The organism is Chryseobacterium potabilaquae (assembly GCF_902728265.1).
Lineage (GTDB): Bacteria > Bacteroidota > Bacteroidia > Flavobacteriales > Weeksellaceae > Chryseobacterium > Chryseobacterium potabilaquae.
Window position 1 is genome coordinate 25,798 of sequence record NZ_CACVBR010000028.1, and the last position, 21,268, is coordinate 47,065.

Consider the following 21,268-nt stretch of genomic DNA (forward strand, 5'->3'; position numbering starts at 1 on the left):
AATTAGTTTTTTATCTAAGATAATAATTAAATGGTTAAAATTACTGCATTTTCTTTTAATTGCTGTATAGGTTTTGAAAACCAAAATAATTCAAAATCATCAAAACTTTCTTCAAAATTTTGTTTGAGTTGTTGAAGAGTTATTTTTTTATATGGGTCTATTGAACTTTCATCAAATATCTTTATTAACCAATTTGCCTTTTCTTGCTCTAAATCTATACTAATTATATTAGTTTTTAAATGGATTGTAATTCGCGTATATGGGTAAGTATATTTCTTTTTTGTTTTTACGTGATTCTCAGCGATTACGTTTTTAGCTAAAAAAACAATCTTTGAATTTCCTTTAAAATTAAAATCACTGTCTTCCAACAAACAATCATGGATATAATCAGGATGGATATTTGTTTTAGGAATTTTAAAATCAAACCACTCTTGAAGAGGAAGTTCAAAATTAATTCCATGCATATAATTAAACAGTGATTTTTTTAAACCAAAACTAAACGCACTATGATCGATTCCTGTTTTATCTTTAAAATCGATATCATTATTTGCGAATAAAATTTCTTTTTTTATCGGAGTTACACCAAAACTTTCCGGGTCTATACCAACAGGAGAGTGTGCAGTCATAGCGAACTGATGCCAAAATCCACTTTGCAAAATTCCCATTTCAAACATTTGGCGAACCATTTCCAAAGAATCAACTGTTTCTTGGATAGTTTGAGTAGGGTAGCCATACATTAAATATGCATGTACCATAATTCCTGCTTCGGTAAAATTTCTTGTTACTTTAGCAACTTGATCCACTGAAACCCCCTTATCGATTAACTGTAAAAGCCGGTCACTAGCCACCTCAAGTCCTCCAGAAACGGCGACACAACCTGATAGTTTTAATAAATAGCATAAGTCTTGGGTAAAGCTTTTTTCAAATCGAATATTTGTCCACCACGTTACCACAAGTTTTCTTCGTAAAATTTCCAATGCAACTTCTCTCATGAGAGCCGGAGGAGCAGCTTCATCTACAAAGTGGAATCCGGTTTCCCCAGTTTTTTGTATCAGTTCTTCCATTCTATCCACTAAAATTTTAGCCGAAATAGGCTCATAAATCTTAATGTAATCTAAAGAAATATCACAAAAAGTACATTTTCCCCAATAACAACCATGTGCCATTGTTAATTTATTCCATCTTCCGTCACTCCATAAACTATGCATCGGATTGGCAATTTCAATAACCGAAATATAATTGTCTAATAGTAAATCAGTGTAATCTGGTGTTCCAATATCGGCTTGTTTATAATCGTGTTTTTTGGAATTATTTTTATAAATAACTTTTTGATTTTCAATTAAAAATGTTCTTTTGAATTCTAATTCTTTTTCTTTTGTTAGATTTTTATAGAGAAGTTCCATGGGAAGCTCGCCATCGTCTAAGGTTATAAAATCAAAAAAGTCAAAAACTCTTTTGTCTTTTATTTCTCTTAATTCTGTATTGGGAAATCCTCCTCCCATAGCTGTTTTTGTATGAGGAGAATGTTTTTTGATATATTGTGCACATCGAAAAGCAGAGTACAAATTTCCAGGAAAAGGAATTGAAAAACATACGAGCTTAGGTTGGATCGATTCTAATTTTTGCTTAAGAATTTTTAAAGTGATATGATCAATAAATGTTGGTGGATCTAATAACTTCTTATATAATTCATCAAAAGAATTAGCACTCTTTCCTAAACGTTCCGCATATCTGCTAAATCCAAAATCGGAATCAATATTTTCAACTATATAATCGGATAAGTCTTCTAAATATAGGGTAGCTAAATGTTTTGCTTTGTCTTGAAGCCCCATATTTCCAAAAGCAAATTCTAGATCATCAAGTTGATTGAAACGTGATGCTTCCGGAAGAAAATTCATACTACAAATTTGTCTCGCCAAAGTAGCATTTTTTCCTTGTAGAAAAAGAATTACTTGATCAATTGTTTTTATATATTCTTCTCTTAAAGCAAAAATTCTTTGGGAGTTTTCTGAAATAGATTGTATGTCGATTTCCTGATTGAAAATTTCTTGAATTCCACTTTTTGAAAATAATTCTAAAATTACCTCAATACCTAAATCCATCTGACAGCTTGAAATATTTTTGGTATTTAAAAAGCCTTTGATATAAGCTGTGGCAGGATAAGGTGTGTTTAGCTGAGTAAAAGGTGGCGTAATAAGAAGCAGATCTTTCAAGGATAATTTTTTTGCAAAGTTATTTTAAAAATTTTAAATGTTAAACGTGAGCTACTTTTTTCCCACCAGCAAGAACATTTAGAATTACTCCAAGGAGAATGAGTGTGATACCAATAAATAAATTAGTTGTGAATTCTTCATTAAATAGTAATACACTTACTATTACAGCAACGACAGGTTCTAGAGCTCCTAAAATAGCAGCAGCAGTAGATCCAATATTTTTAATGGCAAAAACCAAACATAAAGTTGAAATTACAGTCGTTAAAAATGCAAAAATTAGGAAGTTCAATAAAATAGATACAGAAGGAATTACAAATGATTCTCCACCTATAATTGCTTTAAGCATAAAAAAGATTGAGGTGAAAATCATGGAGTAAAAGGACAGTTTAAATCCAGACACTTTCATATCGGATTTATTAACGATAATAATATAGAGTGCATAAAAAATAGAGCTTATCATTACAATACCCAACCCTGTATAATTTATTTCCAAGCTATTATTTTTTAAACATAGTATGATGACTCCGGCAAAAGCAAGCACAAGTGATAAGATTGATAATTTTGTCAATTTCTCTTTATAAAAGAAAAACATAATCAATGCTACAATTACGGGGTAAATAAATAAGACCGTTGAAGCAATTCCTGCAGTGAGATAATCATATCCAAGAAACAAAAATTCAGAAGAGAGGCCATAACACAATCCTAATGAAGACAATATGAGTCCTTCTTTTTTATTAATAGAAAGGCTTTCTTTCGAATACAATAAATATCCTCCAATGATGATAGCAGAGAAAAAGAATCTGTAAAAAAGGGTGATATCTAATGAGAAATGAGCCTGTTTAACAGGGAGGATAAAAATGGGGATTAGTCCATATGAAACCGATGAAATAATTCCGAAAGCATAACCTTTAAACTTCATTATATTGTTAACTTTTAATGATAAAAACCACTGATGTATTTTCAGTGGTTTTTTAATTTTTATAATAGAATTAATTAAATTTCTTTGAAACTTAATCCTTTTTCGTGTAAAAGTTTTTGTTCCTGATCTTTATAATAACCACTTACTAATTTATTATAAATGGCCTCAAAGGCAGAAAGTGTTTCGTTAATTTCTGCATCGGTGTGAGATGCTGTAGGAATTAATCTTAATAAAATCATTCCTTTAGGAATTACTGGATACACTACAACAGAGGTGAAAATTCCGTAAATTTCTCTTAAGTCTTTTACTAAAAGAGTAGCTTCTACCGGAGTACCTTGCATCATAACCGGGGTTACACAAGTATTTGTATCTCCGATATTAAATCCTCTTTCTTTAAGCCCATTTTGAAGTTTATGGGTATTTTCCCAAAGTTTTGCTTTGATTTCAGGTTTGGTTCTTAATAATTCCAACCTTTTTAAACCTCCAATTACCATAGGCATTGTTAGAGATTTGGCAAAGATTTGAGATCTTAAGTTAAACTTTAAATATCTAATAATTTCTTTATCTCCTGCAATAAAAGCTCCGAAACCTGCCATTGATTTAGCAAAAGTTGAAAAGTAAACATCTATCTGATCCTGACATTCTTGCTCTTCACCCGCACCCGCACCTGTTTTACCTAAGGTTCCGAATCCATGCGCATCATCGACTAAAAGCCTAAATTGATATTTCGATTTAAGTTCACATATCTCTTTTAGTTTCCCCTGCTGACCTCTCATACCGAAAACCCCTTCTGTGATTACAAGAATACCTCCTCCCGTTTCTTGAGCAACTTTAGTAGCTCTTTGAAGGTTTTTTTCAAGGCTTTCAATATCATTATGTTTATAGGTAAATCTTTTTCCTGCATGAAGTCTTACTCCATCTACGATACAAGCGTGAGAATCAACATCATATACAATTACATCATTTCTTCCTACCAATGCATCGATAGTAGAAACCATCCCTTGATACCCAAAATTTAATAAATAAGCAGACTCTTTTTGAACAAAATCAGCCAATTCTCTTTCTAATTGCAAATGCTGCTCAGTTTCACCGGACATGGCCCTTGCTCCCATAGGATAAAACATTCCATATTCAGCAGCAGCTTTGGCATCAGCTTCTTTCACTTCAGGATGATTACACATTCCTAAATAATCATTAGCACTCCAGAAAATTACTTCTCTCCCTTGAAATTGCATTCTAGGTCCAATTGGGCCTTCTAATCTTGGGAAAATAAAATAACCTTCACCATAGTCTGCAAATTGTCCAAGAGGTCCTGGATTTTCTTTTATTCTTTCAAAAATATCCAACATTATATTTTAGTACTTTTTGAGTAAAAAAGCCTTTTTTGATTGATAAAAGGCTTGATACGTATCATGATTTATATATTTTTATTTAATGAATTCTGTTTTGAAAACTTCATCATAGTTATGAACACAATTGTTTACAAATCCCTGTTCAGCCATCCATTTATCACTGTAAACTTTAGTAATATATCTGGATCCATGATCGGGATAAATTAAGACAACAAGATCGTTTTCAGAAAATTCATGAGATTGTGCGTATTGTAGAAGAGCTTGTGTAACAGCTCCTGTTGTATATCCTCCCATGATGGCTTCCTTGAGTGCAATTTCACGAGTCCTATAAGCAGACATTTCATCGTTTACTCGGATAAATGTATCTACTTTATCAAAAAGGAGAGCTGAAGGGATTAGATTTTTACCCATTCCTTCAATTTGATAAGGGTGGACATCTTCTTTATGAATTTCTCCCGTTTCGTGATAGCTTTTTAGGATAGAGCCGTCAGCATCTACACCAATAATTTTTATATTAGGATTTTTCTCTTTCAAGAACTTTCCTGAACCAGATAAAGTTCCACCGGTTCCTGTACAAGCAAAAAGATGGGTGATTTTTCCTTCCGTTTGTTCCCAAATCTCAGGCCCTGTAGTTTGGTAATGGGCATCAATATTCAATTCATTAAAATATTGATTAATGTATACAGAATTTGGAGTTTCTGAAGCAATTCTCTTTGCCACTTCATAATAAGACCTAGGATCATCCGCAGGTACATTTGCAGGACAAACATATACGGTAGCACCAAGGGCCTTCAAGTAGGAAATTTTTTCAGGTTTGGTTTTATCACTTACAGCAAGAATACATTTATATCCTTTTATAATGCAAACCATTGCAAGAGAAAATCCAGTGTTTCCAGAAGTTGTTTCTACAATTACAGAATCTTCTTTTAATAAACCTTTTTTCTCAGCATTTTCAATAATGTGAAGTGCAATTCTATCTTTAGTGGAATGTCCAGGATTGTGTGATTCTAACTTGGCATAAACGGTCGCTAGAATATCTTTTGTGACAGTATTTAGCTTTACCATAGGAGTATTTCCTATAAGACCAAGAATATTATCGTAAACATTACTCATTTATTTGCTATTTTTCAATAAAAATCTGACTGCAAAAATACAAAAAAATAAATACTATCTAAACTTTTGTTTGATTTGTAAGCACAGAATAGATAATTTTTTTTTGTATTTGCGACAATCAAAGATAAAAGTTTTCGAAAAACTAACCAAAATTTTTAAATTTTGTTAAAAAGAATATAAACTAATCTAAAAACCTTATTTTCGCGTAATTGATTTAATACTATGAAAAATTGGACTTTTAGGCAATGGAACACCATTCTTGGATGGGGGATTTTCTTTATTGCATTTTTCACGTACTTGTCCACAATAGAACCTAATTTCAGTTTTTGGGATTGTGGAGAGTACATTTCTTCTGCCGTAAAATTAGAAGTAACACATGCGCCCGGCGCTGCGTTATTTCAGATAGTAGGTGCTGTGGCAGCAATATTTGCATTAGGAAAAGGCGAAAATTATTCAATTGTAATTAATGCAATGTCTGCATTATTTAGTGCATTGACTATTTTATTTTTGTTTTGGACAATTACCCATTTTTTAAGAAGACTTTTGAATAAAGATTTTGATGAAATCACTAAACATCAAGAAATTTCTATTCTTTTTGCAGGTGCCATTGGAGCATTATGTTTCACTTTTTCAGATACATTCTGGTTTTCTGCGGTAGAAGGTGAAGTATATTCTATGGCTTCTCTGTTTATTGCTCTTTTAGTTTGGTTAATTACTAAATGGGAAAATGAATATACTGCCCCAGATAATGAAAGATGGATTATTCTTATTTTCTTTGTATTAGGCCTTTCTGTAGGGGTTCATATGATGGGTATGCTGACTATTCCTGCAGTTTGTTTGGTGTATTATGCCAGGAATTATAAGTTTACATGGAAAAATTTTATTTGGGCTAATTTTATTACGTTGATTATTTTAGCAATGGTTTTTAAGGGAATCTTTCCATTTATTATGACGATGTTTGGAAAACTGGAAATATTCTTTGTAAATGGCTTAGGATTACCATTCCATTCCGGAACCATTGCAGCGTTTATATTAATGGTAATCATTTGTTACCTTATTATTAAATACGCCAGAAGATCAAAGAAAAATATATATCAAACTATAGCTTTATCTGTTGTATATATGATGATCGGTTTTTCTTGTTGGATGGTAATTCCTATTAGAGCGAATGCTAATCCGCCAATGAATCTTAACGATCCTGATACAGCAATCGGTATGCTTGATTATTATAATAGAGAGCAATATGGTGATTGGCCAACTATATACGGCCAAAATTATACTGCTTTTTTAGATGCAAAAGGGATTGAAAAAAATGAAGATGGAAGCTACAAAACATTGAAAACAGGGGAGATTTATGAAAAGGATGAAAAAAACGGAACTTATAGAAAGACAGGAGATCGATTTAACTATGTTTTCAAAAAATCTCAAGTGAGTTTAATGCCAAGAATGTTTAATGAGGATAAAGATGTAATGGCTAATTATATCTCTATGTATGGGGCTCCTGATTTTACATTTAATTATGATAATGAAGATGTGGCGGATAGCCCGGAAGCTAAAAAGATTTTTGATGAATTGAGAAAGAAATACGAAGATAAATCTATTACAGCAGCAGATTACCTAAAGGTAAAACCTTATGATCTTATTAACGTTCAGAGGCCTTCATTTGCTCAGAATATGGATTATTTTCTCACTTTCCAAAATGGATATTATTTTGTAAGATACTTGATGTGGAACTTTGTAGGTCGTCAAAATGATCTTGAGGGAAATATGGAGAGTACAAAAGGAAATTGGATTTCCGGTTTTTCCTTTATAGATAATGCGTTATGGGGAAGCCAAGAGAAGATGCCTGCTAAATTCAAAAATGAAAGTACGGTAAAATTCTTTTTCTTGCCTCTTATTTTAGGATTAATTGGTTTCTTTTTTCAATTAAATAGAGATTTTGGAAGATTCTATGCGTTATTATCCATATTCGTAATAATGAGTGTTGGAATTATTTTCTACACGGGAGTAAAACCTTTTGAGCCTAGGGAGAGAGATTATGCGATGGTAGGATCTTTTTATGTTTTTGCATTATGGATTGGTCTTGGAGCAGGGGCTATTTTATGGTTTCTACAATCTAAAGTTAAATCAAATGCAATCAATATAGTAGCTGGTGTAGTGTTATTAGGTGTACCTTTTATGATGGGCTTTCAAAACTATAATGTACATGACAGAAGTAATAGATATACAGCCTATGATTATGCTTATTCCGTATTAAAATCATTACCAAAAGAGGATATCTTATTTGTGTATGGAGATAATGATACTTATCCGGTTTGGGCAATCCAAGAAACAGAGCAATTCAGAGATGATGTAAAAGTAGTTAATTTTACTCTAGCATCGACTCCGTGGAATATTGATCAAATCAGACAAAGAACATATAATGCTAATGCTATTCCGAGTCAATTAACCCATGATGATTACCGAGATGGTGTTAATGATCAAATTTATTTGATGAAAAAAACAGACTGGGAGGGAATATTTTCTATGTTGAAAGAACAAGGTGCACCAGAAACAGAATTTGCAGAATTCAAAAAATACCTTACACAGGATTCTATGACATTGAAAGAGGCTTTAAACTTTATCAAATATAAGTCGCCTGCAAAAGATGAATTGCTAAAGATGTATTTTGGAGAAGAGAAATATGAAAAATATAATATTATTCCGGTTACCAAATTTATTTTGCCCGTGAATAAAGAAAATGCGGTGAAATGTGGAATCATTAATCCGGCTGATCTTCCCAATACAGCAAATCAGATTATGATTAATTATAAAGGAAATACTCTTTTTAAAAATAATCTGATCATGCTTGATATTCTGGCCAATTTTGATTGGAAAAGGCCTATTAATTTTTCTTCCGGAGGTATTTATGATGCGGAAAATGTATTTTATTTGGATGAATATCTTCAGTTTGACGGGTTTAGTTATAGATTAATCCCTATTCATAGCCCACAAACTCCGGATGGAGAAATGGGTAGAGTAGATGCCAATTCTTTATATAATGTAGTGAAAAACTTCAGATGGGGTAATTTTAAAAACTTGAATGTTCATTTTGATGAAACTGCTACTTCGAATATTATGAGCTACAGAAGTTCAGCAAGCAGAGCTGCAGCTGCATTAGCGATCAATGGGCAAAAAGATAAAGCCGTTGAGCTGTTGGATCTTGCGGCAAAAGAAATTCCTGCTGAGAAGTATAATGATCCTCGTTCTCTGAGTTCTATGGTATATGGCTATATTGTAGCGGGACAGGAGCAAAAGGGATTGAAATTAGCAGAAATACTGAAAAAGGGTATTTTTGATGAGTACGATTACTATTTGAGTCTTAGTCCACAAGAGCAACGTTATTTGAAAAGACAAATGAGATCAAAACCAATGGAGTATTCTCTTGTCGTATCAGCCGTAACGGACGCTTATAAAAGGATAGAACAAAAAGATAAAGCATATGCATACCTTGTACAATCTATAGAGCCGATTGATAAAAAATTCAATGGTTTTGTTAAAGATCTTCAGCAAATGGGTAAAGAAAAGGCTATGAGTGAGTCTGAAAAAGTACAAACAATCACTCCTTTCTACCAATATTTATTTGATATTATGGAACCGTTTGACTCTACTTACTCAAAAGAAAAAGAAGACCAGATTACGAATGCGATTATCAAAGCGACACAATAAAAAATAGATATTTAAACGGAACTTAGGTTCCGTTTTTTTATTGTATTCAAAAATTTTAAGATTATATTTGTGTGATATAAAAAAGCACGATGACCAACACGAAAAATAGTAAACTCCCCGTTTTCGCAGTAATTTTCACTGTGATCTTTAAGCTTATTTTTCTTTTAACGCATTATATTCAAGAGGATGCTTTTATTACCTGGAGAGTGGCTCAAAATGTATTAGATTATGGTGTCATAGGATTTAATGGAGGTACTAAAATATCAGCATCTACGACTCATTTGTATGTTTTCATATCCTATGTTTTTAATTTGATTTTTGGGAAAGAAAATTTCATTGAGCCTCTTCTTATTTTTAACTCTTTGCTTTTTACGATAGGAACGCTGTTTTTATCCCATTTATTACTAAAAAATCCTTGGCATAAAGCCCTGTTTATTTTTCTCATCGGAATTTTGCCTCCCGCAATTAAAATTTCTATTTTAGGAATGGAATATGGTATTCTTTTCTTTTTAGAAATGGCATTGCTTTACTATGGTTTTAGTAAAGAAAAAAAATGGATTCAAATTATAGTACCTCTTTTAATTTTATTTACAAGAATTGATACGGTAATTTTTTTAGGAGTTGTTTTTTTAGTTGATATTGTATGGAATAAAAAAATAAAATGGAGCTATATATTAGGAGGTGTTATTGGGGTGTCTTCTGTACTTGCTTTTAATTGGTTTTATTTTGGGGAATTAATTAATAATACTATTATAGCTAAAAAGTTACTCTATGGACAAAACTTTAGTTTAGCTCAAAATTTGGAATATTTTAATACGAGTTATGGTAATTTTTGGGGAATGCTAAAGCTTCCAGGGAATTTTAATCCTTTGACCATTATCATGATTGTTTTTGAATTAATGTGTTTCATTTATCTTATGCGACAAAAAGAGAGTAGAAATTACTTCCTGTGGATTATTTTTACTTTTGGGTGGCTAAAACAAATCATTTTTCTCTCTCAAAAAAGTTTATTTGATTGGTATTATTGGGTTCCTCAGATATTACTTTTTGTACCGGTGCTTATTTTTGTATTGGAGCAAAAAGCAAAAAGAAATCTATGGCTTTCATTATTGATTATATTCTATATAATACCAATGTTGCTTTTCCAAATTGTGAACTCAATTGCGACAGGAAATGGAGAATGGAATTATCGAAGACAAATAGGCTTATTTCTTCATGATTATGAAAAAGATAAAAAGCAATGGATTTTGTTAGAGCCCGCGGGTTATATTCCTTATTTTTCGGGATTAAAGGCTATAGATGAAGTAGGTTTGGTAGATAAAAAAATTCAGGAGGAAATAAAGAAAGATAAACCTAATTATTGGATCAATACAGTTAAGAAAAGAAAGCCTAAATATCTTCTTTCTTATAAAAACTTATATGATGATAAAAATGCGGAATATTATAAAGCACATTATAAATTATTAAAAGAGTTTAGAATAAAAGATCACTTAAAAAATAGTAATAAGATTCTAGAAAAAATATATCATTTGAAACCATCCGGAACGGATTATAATTTATATATAAAGATCGATTAAATTATATTACTACTATATCATGAAATACTGTGCTTTTCTTCGAGGTGTGAATGTAAAAGGAACCAATATGAAAATGGTAGATGTATGTCATGTTTTTACCCATGCCGGTGTAAAAGATGTGAGTTCAATTCTGGCTTCCGGAAATATTATTTTTTCATCGGAAAAAGACCCTATACAGATAAAAAGTATTCTTGAAAAAGAGATGTCTCAATATTTTTCTTATGAAGCGTACTTATTTATAAAATCTCAAGAAGAAACGGAGCGTTTTTGGAAAGGAAATCCGTTTGATAAAAGAGATGAGTTGCATGTATATGCATTTGTGGGAAATGAAGGAATTGAAAATATTTTGATGGAAGAGTTTGAAAATTCTTCTACAACAGAAAATGAAAAAGCTAAGATCATAGATGGTATTTTTTATTGGCAAGTTCCTAAGGGAAACACACTAGACTCTACATTTGGAAAAGTTTTGGGTAAAAAAAAGTTGAAAGATCAATTTACGAGCAGGAATATCAATACCTTTGAAAAAATTATAAAAAAAATGAAGTCATAGTATTATGGACTTATTCCTCTCATTTGTTTTCGAAAATTTGAAATTGAATGGGAAGTGTTAAAAAGAGAAATAAGATAATTACTTTTGACCTAGTAATTTAGGGTAGAAAATAGATTATAGATAATTGATTCTATTATATATTAAAAATTAGAAGAAAAATAATAAATAAAAATCAAAACTAAATGATTCAGTATTTAGATAATATCCACCACAAAAATTCAAATAATTTTTTTCTTATTGCAGGACCTTGTATTATTGAAGGAGAAGATATGGCTTTAAGAATTGCTGAAAAAATAATTGAAATTACCAATAAGTATAATATTCCTTATATTTTTAAAGGAAGCTTTAAAAAAGCAAACAGAAGTAGAGTAGATTCATTTACTACGATTGGAGAAGAAAAATCGTTAGAAATTTTAAAAAAAGTTGGGGAAACGTTTAATATTCCCACAACAACAGATATTCATGAAAATGAGCACGCTTCATTGGCAGCTCAATATGTTGATGTACTTCAGATTCCGGCATTTTTAGTTCGGCAAACTGACTTATTAGTAGCGGCAGCAAAAACAGGAAAATGTGTTACGCTAAAAAAAGGACAGTTCTTATCACCTGAATCCATGAAATTTGCCGTAGAGAAGGTGACGGACTCCGATAATCACAAAGTAGCTATTATTGAAAGAGGAAATTCTTTTGGTTATACGGACTTAGTGGTTGATTATAGGGGAATTCCTACGATGAAAAATTATGCACCCGTTATTCTTGATGTAACGCATTCATTACAGCAACCTAATCAAAGTTCAGGAGTTACAGGAGGAAGGCCTGAGTTGATAGAAACCATAGCGAAAGCAGGAATTGCAGTAGGTGCAGATGGTATTTTTATTGAAACACATCCTACGCCCGAAACTGCACTTTCTGATGGGGCAAATATGCTAAGATTAGATTTGCTCGAAGATTTATTGAAAAAATTAACAAAAGTGAGAGAGGCTATTTTGTAATTTTCTCATAAAAGAATAAGACTATTTGAAAAACTTATGGAAGAATGATCAAAAGTTTTTCTACAAGGTTAAATTATCAAATAAAATTTATAAATTCCCGTTTTAAAATTTTTAAAACATTTCTTTTGAAAAAACTAGTTTTACCTTTAAGTCTAATAGTTCCCGTACTGGTGTTCTCCCAAAATAAAAAAAGAGATACCCTTACAAAAGTAACTGATATTGAAGAAGTTGTTTTCCAGAAAAAAATAACTGGAAGGACAAATGACATTACGAATGTGAAAATTTCAACAAAAAATGCTAAAGATGTCGCAACCATCAGTGGAGGAATTGAAGGACTTTTAAAAACCCTTCCTTCTGTAAATTCTAATACTGAGCTTTCTTCTCAGTATATGGTTCGTGGGGGAAATTATGATGAGAATCTCATATATATCAATGATATAGAAATATATAGACCATTCCTTATTCGAAATTCACAACAGGAGGGAATGAGTATTATTAATCCTGATATGGTTTCTGCTGTTAACTTTTCTGCAGGAGGATTTGAACCGAAGTATGGAGATAAAATGTCTTCTGCGTTGAATATTTATTATCGTGAACCTGAGAAATTTGAAGTTTCAGGGGAAGGAAGTTTAATAGGAGGTAGATTAACAACAGGGTTTGCTTCACAAAATAAAAAACTGACCGCTTTATTTTCAGGAAGATATAGAAATACCAATTTGGTTTTAAACACATTGAATGAAGATACGGACTTTAATCCTACTTACTGGGATTTTCAGTCTTATATCAATTATCATCTCAATGATAAGTTTTCTATTTCATTTATTGGATATTATTCTAAGAACGAATATGAAATGGTTCCTAAAGCAAGAAGTGTTACTTTTGGAAGTCTTCAGCAACCTATCACGGTGAATATTGGTTATGAAGGTCGAGAAGAAGACATGTATAAGAATATGATGGGAACGGTATCCATGAATTATAAGCCTTCGGATAAGTGGAAATTTACATTAGATAGTTTTGCATACCAAAATAGAGAAAAAGAGTATTATACGATAAATTCGAGCTACGAGCTTCAGACTTTCGATCAAACGGGTGCCCCAATAACTTCTTATGATGTTGGTGGGCAGATTGAGCATGCAAGAAATGACTTGTTTGTAAAAACATACGGAGCTCAACTGAGAACTCGTTTTTCACCTAATGTAAATACTGATATTGAGGTAGGCTTTAAATATGAAAAGGAAAATTTGAAAGATCTTACTAACGAATGGAAATTAGTAGATTCTACAGGATATAGTCTACCAGTTCCAGTAAATGATTTCAGAAATCCGGCAGATCTCAAATTATTTTATAGTATAGCTGGCAAAAATAATATAGAGCCTACTCGGTTGTCAGCTTATGCCCAGTATTCACAAAAGTTCTTTTGGGGTTCAAGTAAAGTTTTTCTTAATGCAGGAGCCAGAATTGCTCACTGGAGTTTTAATAATGAAACCATCATTTCCCCAAGAGCTCAGTTTGCGATAAAGCCTGATTGGGATTCCGACATGTTATTTAAGCTTTCGGGAGGTATATATTATCAAGCTCCTTTTTATAAAGAAATTAAAGATTTAGATGGTAACTTTAACAATAATATAAAATCTCAACGATCGATTCAGGCTATTTTAGCCAATGATTATGAGTTTTATATGTATGATAGACCTTTTAAGCTTACAACAGAACTTTATTATAAGAAAATGGATAATATTATCCCATATTATATGGATAATGTAAGAATCCGATATTCCGGAAAAAATAATGCTTCGGGATATGCTTATGGAATTGATACTAGATTATTTGGAGAGTTTGTACCAGGCGTTGATTCTTGGTTATCTGCAAGCTATGCTAGAGTTTTTGAAAATATAGATGGTAGAGGAAATATTCCGAGACCTACAGATCAAAGATTTAGATTTTCTATGTTTTATCAAGATTATATGCCAGCATTTCCTTCCATGCGTGTAAATCTTACATTAGTATATGCTATGGGATTACCTAATGGAGCTCCGGTTTTTACAGATCCATATCAATATCAAAGAACCTTACCTGCCTATAAAAGAGTAGATATAGGACTTTCAAAAGTATTTATAGACTCTAAAGATAAAAATAAAAGATATGGTTTTTGGGGTAATTTTGAAGAAGTAACGTTGGGCGTACAGATATTTAATGCGTTTAATATTAATAATACTGTTGCTAATCAATGGATAACGGATTATAATTCAAGTATTATGTATCCGGTCCCAGTTCGATTAACGGGAAGATTCTTTAATGTAAAACTTGAATTTAAATTGTAAATTATATATAGCTCCTGAAAATTTTCAGGAGTTTTTAATTTCTGATTTTTCTTTACTAAGAAAACGATTCCTGCAATTATATTTTCTATTATTCACTTCGAATTTCATGCCTGAGTGATTTTAATTTTGTTTTTTCAAAAAAAATATTATATTTGTATATAAATCACAAATAGTTGAAATAATATCCCTTCACTGATATTATTCTGGTTAAAATTAAAGGAAATTTATTCTCATATATTTTCTTTAAATAGAATGTATACTTTACTAAAGAAATTTTAGTATAAAGGTGAGCTCTCATTGAGTTTCGAATGGATTCTTTACTGGAATTAGAAATTTCTATCCCAATTTATTAACGAAATAATATTCAACTAATAAAGGGGGGGAAATTAATATTTCTCATTTAAATTAATCAAAACAAAATTTATTTAAAAAAGACTTAAATAGGGTATTTACTTTATTAACCTTCCTCTTGTCAATAGAGGGATTTTCAGCATTTTAATTGCTTATATCTTTGTCAAAGCAGCTACTTACACAAGATAGACATAAAACTTTAACCTTTAAAAGAAATATTATGAAGAACTATTTATTATTAGTCCTAGGGTTATTTTTTTTGCAATTACAATCTCAAAACCCTACTATCTTGTTGAATTCTAGCTCTAAAACATTAATAGAAAAACATGATGAGAATTCTCCTAGAGAGAAAGCACAACAATTGAGACCTGTGGCTCAAAAAATATTGGAACATCACAGGAAAGGTAAAATTACAAAATTTAACTTATTTGAAGTTAATAAAACTTCAAGTAAAGAGGCTGAATATAAAAAAGCAGCTACAGATATTACGGTAATGAAGGTTAAGACAGATGAACTTAAAAAGTTAGTTAGTTTAAAGCCTGAATTTATTGAAGTATCTTTTCCTTTTCAAGAGAATAAAGAAGTTACGGTTGAACTCTATAGAAATGAAATTTTTACCAATGATTTTCAAGTAACTACGGGAAAAGGAGAGATTGTGAATTATACTCCCGGTGTGTATTATCAGGGAATTGTAAAAGGAAATAATAACTCTATCGTTGCTTTTAGTTTTTTTGACGATGATGTAGTAGGTACCGTTTCTGATTCTGAATTCGAAAATATAGTGGTAGGAAAAGCCAAAGATTCTGATGATTTTCTCAGTTATTCAGAATCAAAATTGACCATAAAAAATCCTCATATTTGTGAGGCTAATGAACTAAAAGAAAATCAATCTCAAAAAATTTCCTTTGATCCACAAGCAATAAATAGAGCTGATAAAGCCTCAAATAAATGTGTAAGAATATTTTATGAACTTAGCTATAAAACTTTTCAGAATAATGATTATAATGTAACAGCTACTACAAATTGGATTACGGCTATTCATAATAATGTGGCAACACTTTATTATAATGATGGCATTAGTATAGCTATGAGTAGTGTGTATGTGTGGACGACTCAAGATCCTTATTATAGCAGTCTCGACCGTTTTAGAAACTACAGGACCTCTTTTAATGGGGATTTGGCGCATTTGGTAGACCTTGGATCAGGAGGTGTTGCTTATTTGAATGGACTTTGTACAAATTATAGATACGGATATTCGGGTGTTTATCAAAACTATTCAAATGTTCCTACTTATTCTTGGACGGTTGGAGTCATCACCCATGAAATAGGACATAATTTAGGATCCCCTCATACCCATGATTGTTCTTGGAATGGAAATAAAGCTATCGATTCTTGTGGAGCCGTAGTAGGGTATGGAGGAGGATGTAATGCTTCAATTCCTTCGGGGGGAGGAACAATTATGAGTTATTGTCATATGACTTCCGTGGGGATTAATTTTAGTAAGGGATTTGGTACGCAACCGGGAGCATTAATCAGAAATAGAATTGCTTCAAGAACTTGTCTTGGAAATGGCTGTACAGCTCCTCCAATTTCTTGTAAAGGTTTAGTTACTAATCTAACAATTTCTCAGATTGAGGAAAATTCGGCCAATATAGAGATTATAGGAACGAATACTACTTCTTGGAAATATAGACTCACTACAATGAATGGTACTGTGGTAGCAGCCAATAATGTAAATACTTCCAATTTTAGTATTTCCAATCTTCAGCCTGGAACTTATTATAAATTATTTGTTGCTGCAGCGTGTTCAAATGATTTTCAAATATCAAAAGTTTTTTTAACAGATGCCAATTGGTGTGAAGGGATAGCATTTGTAGATACTGGTGGATCAAGTGGTAATTATGGCGATAAAGAAGAAATAATAAAAACTTTTTACCCGGCTATTGCGGGTACGACTATGACTTTAACGTTTTCGCAGTTTGATTTAGAAAATAATTATGATTATATGTATGTTTACAATGGACCATCTACGACATCTCCATTATTTACCAATGGAACATTAACGGGATCTACCTTACCACCTGCTTTTACTTCTTCTCATTTTTCAGGCGCAATCACTGTAAAATTTGTATCGGATGAGTATGTTAATAATAGGGGTTGGATAGCTAGATTGTTCTGTGGTTATATGAATAAAAAATATATTTCATCTATTCCTTCTAATGAAAAAACTGATGTCCAAATTTTCCCAAATCCGGCGAAGGATATAATTACTATTTCTACTAAAGAAAAATTGAAGTCTTACAGTATATATGATCAAGCAGGCCGATTTATGATATCTTCTTCTTTAGTAGGAAATCGAGCTGTCGTCAATATTTCTTCTTTCCCAAAAGGAAAGTATACTCTGTTAATAGAGATAGAAACAGAAAAGCAACCAATAATTAAGTCGATAATTAAGAAGTAGTATAATTGAGTTTTAAGAAAATCAAATTTTTATATTACTTTTATTAGCTATATAAAAAGGCTTTAAATTAGATGTTTAAAATTTAATTTATAATATAGCTCCTGAATATTTTCAGGAGTTTTTTTGTTTTTTCCGAATTTTATAACAACTCTACTCAATTCCATAACAAGATATTGAAAGATATTCATAGATTTGTTTTATCATGAAAAAGATTCTTGCAATTATATTTTCTATCTTTTACTTTGGATTTTCTTCCGGGGTGATTTTTAGTATCCATTATTGTATGAATAATTTGTCTTCTATAAATCCCAAAAGTGATAATTTTTGTCAGAAATGTGGTGTAAAAGACAAAAATGGTTGTTGTAAAACCGAATTTAAAATTTTTAAAGTCGATGATTTTCAAAAATCGGAACTGTTTAAAACCAACTTTTTACCATTAGTTCATGAAAATAAAGAAAAATGTGATTTTCTATTTTTAGATCGATGTTTTTCTACATCAAAGTATATTCGGATTTCAATTAATGGACCCCCTGAAAAGAAATCTCTACCCATTTATATAAATCATTGTCACTTTAGAATTTAGAATTAATCTATTATAATCTTTTAATGCCTATTATTGAGGCGTATTGTTTATTGTGTATATGCAATAATTTTTCATATTTAAAATTCTATTTAATTAATTCTAAAAAATTTCAGCAATGAAAAAATATATCATTACCATACTATTTTCTTTATTTACAGCCGTTTCTCTTTCTGCTCAATCTAAAAAAAATGCTCAAGTTGCAAAACTATATCAAAATTACATTCAAATTAAATCAGCATTGAGTTCGGATAATGCAGATAAAGCATCAAGAGCAGCTTTAGAGTTTATAAAAACAGCTTCAACGCTCAATTATAAAGTTGTTTCTGAAGGTAATTTAAATATACTTAAGAAGGATGCAGCCACTATTTCAGATTCAAGAATAATCAATACCCAAAGAGAAACATTTTTCAATCTTTCTGATAATATGATTGCGTTGGCAAAAGAATACATAATCTCTGACAAACCCGTTTATATCCAATATTGTCCGATGGCAGATGGAAGCTGGTTAAGTAATGAATCCAATATTGTAAATCCTTATTATGGTAGTTCCATGCTTTCCTGTGGGAGTGTTAAGTCAATAATAAAATAATATCTTCATTCTATTGATTAATAAATTATTGTATTTTTTGTGTTAGCAATTAATTACTTGCAAATTAAATACGCTTGAATAATTTTATATAAATACATATAATATAAAGGGAGGTTTAAGAGGATTGACTCTGCCCTATAAATAAATACACTAAAAGGCTTAGATTTAATAATCTAGGTCTTTTCTAATTTAACGAAATAGGTAATTATCTTAAAACACAAATTATAATTAATCTATTTAAATCTGTTTATCAATTTTAATATGATTTTTATTTTAATTGTACGCATTGACTTAAATTTAATTAGATATAGAAAATAATTAGTTATTTATTAGTTTTAATATTTCGATAAAGGTAAAATTGTAATTATCTATCAAAATAAATTGTTTATATTTGCGTATAAAACAAAAACACGAAGATGCAACATATAAAACTCTTATTCCTAATATTCGATTCTTATCTGCTTAAGAATATTTTATATAATAAGAATCTAAAACTTTATTTCCGGTCTAAATCTTAAATTTATTATTATATGTATAGGTTAGGATTGGTATACAATTCCGATCACTATATTTTTTAATAGAGAATATTATAAATGTCTTAATCATATTTTGATTTTTTCTATCTAAAATTTTTATAAGGTAGTATACACTTTCTATAAGGGAAAGCTTATCTTATTCTAATTACAAATTTTTGGGCTTAAAGGAAGCTTATTATTACTTATACATTATAATAATCCATTTACATTAGTTTTCTCTTACATATAAGGGAGTAATAACAATCTATATTTTCCATTAACTCTAAGGAAGTATCCTAAGCCATTTTTCTCATAAAAATGGCTTAGGATGTAAAAATATATCCGATTAGGTATCGGATTAAATTAATAATTATAATAGCACAAATGAAAAATCTTCAATTTTTAATAAAGCTAACACCTTACCAAGAATTTTTTTATTACGAATGGATACTTAATCCTTTAAGAAGTGATTATAATATGACTTTTGATCAATCAATATGTGGTGTTCTGGATATTGAAAGACTGAATGCCAGCTTGGTAAGATTTGTTAATAATTATTTATTAATAAACAGTAATGTTATCAATAACTCAGGTGACCTTTTTTGGAAAAGTCGCCCTTTATTATCAGAGGATGCACGAATTCTAACTTATTTCCCTCAAGAGCTTAACAGTAAAGAATTATTAAGTTTGGTTTTACAACCCTTTGATCTTGAAAAGGATCAGCTTGTAAGATTTTATGCTATTCAATTAAATGAAAGAACATATAGGATAGTGTATGTATTCTCTCATATTGTGGTAGATGGATTAAGTACTAATTTTTTATATGAGGAAATCAGTAATTATTATAATAATCCTAGGTATATAGGTCCAGTGAGTCTTAACGACCAGATGCTTCTGCATGAACAACTGAGTAATCAATTGGATCAGATTTTCAATAAAGGAAAAGTGAGTATGTCTGATTTTTGGCAAAAGCAGTTAAAAGATTTAGATAATATTGGATTTAAATTTTTACAACCTTCCGGCCTATCAAAAGAACCTTTGGCTCTCAATAAGATCAGAGAATTTAGATTTGGATTTCAAGAGGAAATTTTTTTTAAAGTAAAACAACTGGCAAGAAGCTATAAACTGACTCCTTATACCTATGGTCAATTGATTTTTGCTATTACACTCTATAGAATTTCAGGGATAGAAAACCTATCTATTAACTACCCTGTAGGAATTAAAGAAGGAAAGGATTTTATATTTGGTGCTCACATTAATACAATTTTAAAAGATTATCGCTTTAATAAACATTCTACACTTTCTGAACTTATTAATCAAAATCTAAACTATACTACTAATTTAAAGAAAACTAAAGCTCATTATCTTCCCATAGGGGAACTTATTAGATATGCCCCAAAATCAGAGATATTAGAATTTACCTTTGTTCAGGCTAATCTTAAAGATATTTCTACTAATTATGAAGGAACTTATGATGTAATTATTAATAATGAACTAAATATAGATTTGCCGGGGAAAATTGTATTTGAACAAGAAGTTAGAGACAATCATTTAAACTATAGAGTTAAATATAACTCTTTTGAATTAGATTCCGAATTGGTTTCTCAATTTATCGAAATTTATAAAAGACTATTTGGCCAGGTATTAGATGATATTTTAGAAAATAAAACAGATACTAAGATTTCTTCCTATGAAGTATTAGATAAAGTCAGCTATCAAACGATCATTCATGATTGGAATGTTACCAGAGTTGACTATGACACTAAAGTTACGCTTCATGATTTATTTGAGAGACAGGTGGAGAAGACTCCTGATCATATAGCATTGGTGTATGAAGATGTAAAGTTAACTTATAGAGAGCTTAATGAAAGATCAAACCAATTGGCTTATTATTTACTACAAAACCATCAAATCCAACCAGATGATCTCATTCCATTATGCTTAGAAAGATCGGAGCAGATGCTCATAGCAATCTTAGGAGTTTTGAAGTCAGGCGGAGCCTATGTTCCCATGGATCCAAATTA

12 protein-coding genes are annotated in these 21,268 nt (G+C 30.8%); 8 read left to right on the forward strand and 4 right to left on the reverse strand.

Annotation, left to right across the window (positions count from 1 at the left end; genetic code table 11):
- Positions 1 to 26 precede the first annotated feature (26 nt).
- The 4 genes from CHRY9293_RS13365 to CHRY9293_RS13380 form a co-directional block, all read right to left on the reverse strand.
- A complete protein-coding gene (locus CHRY9293_RS13365) occupies positions 27 to 2,213 on the reverse strand; it encodes a B12-binding domain-containing radical SAM protein (protein ID WP_162033438.1) in 2,187 nt (728 codons plus the stop codon).
- 40 nt (positions 2,214 to 2,253) lie between these two features.
- Positions 2,254 to 3,132, reverse strand: a complete 879-nt coding sequence (locus CHRY9293_RS13370) for a DMT family transporter (RefSeq protein WP_162033439.1) — start codon at positions 3,130 to 3,132, stop codon at positions 2,254 to 2,256.
- 74 nt (positions 3,133 to 3,206) lie between these two features.
- On the reverse strand, positions 3,207 to 4,478 hold the full coding sequence (locus CHRY9293_RS13375; RefSeq protein ID WP_185153219.1) for an aminotransferase class I/II-fold pyridoxal phosphate-dependent enzyme: 1,272 nt from the start codon (positions 4,476 to 4,478) through the stop codon (positions 3,207 to 3,209).
- An 81-nt stretch (positions 4,479 to 4,559) separates the two neighbouring features.
- Positions 4,560 to 5,597 carry a PLP-dependent cysteine synthase family protein gene (locus CHRY9293_RS13380; protein WP_122636543.1) on the reverse strand — a complete coding sequence of 346 codons (1,038 nt, stop codon included), beginning with the start codon at positions 5,595 to 5,597 and terminating at the stop codon, positions 4,560 to 4,562.
- Positions 5,598 to 5,819: 222 nt separating this feature from the next.
- On the opposite strand from CHRY9293_RS13380, the gene CHRY9293_RS13385 reads away from it, so the two are divergent.
- The 8 genes from CHRY9293_RS13385 to CHRY9293_RS13420 all read left to right on the forward strand — a co-directional run.
- Positions 5,820 to 9,305, forward strand: a complete 3,486-nt coding sequence (locus CHRY9293_RS13385) for a glycosyltransferase family 117 protein (protein ID WP_162033441.1) — start codon at positions 5,820 to 5,822, stop codon at positions 9,303 to 9,305.
- Between the two features lie 89 nt (positions 9,306 to 9,394).
- Positions 9,395 to 10,882 (forward strand): hypothetical protein, encoded by a 1,488-nt coding sequence (locus CHRY9293_RS13390; RefSeq protein WP_162033442.1) that lies wholly within the window; start codon positions 9,395 to 9,397, stop codon positions 10,880 to 10,882.
- Positions 10,883 to 10,901: 19 nt separating this feature from the next.
- The gene (locus CHRY9293_RS13395; protein ID WP_185153218.1) at positions 10,902 to 11,432 is read left to right on the forward strand and encodes a DUF1697 domain-containing protein; all 531 of its coding nucleotides are present in this window, start codon (positions 10,902 to 10,904) and stop codon (positions 11,430 to 11,432) included.
- A gap of 182 nt (positions 11,433 to 11,614) precedes the next feature.
- On the forward strand, positions 11,615 to 12,424 hold the full coding sequence (gene kdsA, locus CHRY9293_RS13400) for a 3-deoxy-8-phosphooctulonate synthase (RefSeq protein WP_162033443.1): 810 nt from the start codon (positions 11,615 to 11,617) through the stop codon (positions 12,422 to 12,424).
- A 125-nt stretch (positions 12,425 to 12,549) separates the two neighbouring features.
- Positions 12,550 to 14,745, forward strand: a complete 2,196-nt coding sequence (locus CHRY9293_RS13405; RefSeq protein ID WP_162033444.1) for a TonB-dependent receptor plug domain-containing protein — start codon at positions 12,550 to 12,552, stop codon at positions 14,743 to 14,745.
- Between the two features lie 571 nt (positions 14,746 to 15,316).
- The gene (locus tag CHRY9293_RS13410; protein WP_162033445.1) at positions 15,317 to 17,557 is read left to right on the forward strand and encodes a M12 family metallo-peptidase; all 2,241 of its coding nucleotides are present in this window, start codon (positions 15,317 to 15,319) and stop codon (positions 17,555 to 17,557) included.
- A gap of 698 nt (positions 17,558 to 18,255) precedes the next feature.
- Positions 18,256 to 18,729 (forward strand): DUF3347 domain-containing protein, encoded by a 474-nt coding sequence (locus tag CHRY9293_RS13415; protein WP_162033446.1) that lies wholly within the window; start codon positions 18,256 to 18,258, stop codon positions 18,727 to 18,729.
- Positions 18,730 to 19,628: 899 nt separating this feature from the next.
- Positions 19,629 to 21,268 (forward strand): condensation domain-containing protein (locus tag CHRY9293_RS13420; RefSeq protein ID WP_162033447.1); only part of this gene is annotated, 1,640 nt, incomplete at its 3' end.

Excerpts from the sequence above, each read along its gene's own strand:
- CHRY9293_RS13370 (WP_162033439.1), bottom strand. The coding sequence starts at position 3,132 with ATGAAGTTTAAAGGTTATGCTTTCGGAATTATTTCATCGGTTTCATAT.
- CHRY9293_RS13380 (WP_122636543.1), bottom strand. The coding sequence starts at position 5,597 with ATGAGTAATGTTTACGATAATATTCTTGGTCTTATAGGAAATACTCCT.
- kdsA (WP_162033443.1), top strand. The coding sequence starts at position 11,615 with ATGATTCAGTATTTAGATAATATCCACCACAAAAATTCAAATAATTTT.
- CHRY9293_RS13415 (WP_162033446.1), top strand. The coding sequence starts at position 18,256 with ATGAAAAAATATATCATTACCATACTATTTTCTTTATTTACAGCCGTT.
- CHRY9293_RS13410 (WP_162033445.1), top strand. The coding sequence starts at position 15,317 with ATGAAGAACTATTTATTATTAGTCCTAGGGTTATTTTTTTTGCAATTA.
- CHRY9293_RS13385 (WP_162033441.1), top strand. The coding sequence starts at position 5,820 with ATGAAAAATTGGACTTTTAGGCAATGGAACACCATTCTTGGATGGGGG.
- CHRY9293_RS13395 (WP_185153218.1), top strand. The coding sequence starts at position 10,902 with ATGAAATACTGTGCTTTTCTTCGAGGTGTGAATGTAAAAGGAACCAAT.
- CHRY9293_RS13390 (WP_162033442.1), top strand. The coding sequence starts at position 9,395 with ATGACCAACACGAAAAATAGTAAACTCCCCGTTTTCGCAGTAATTTTC.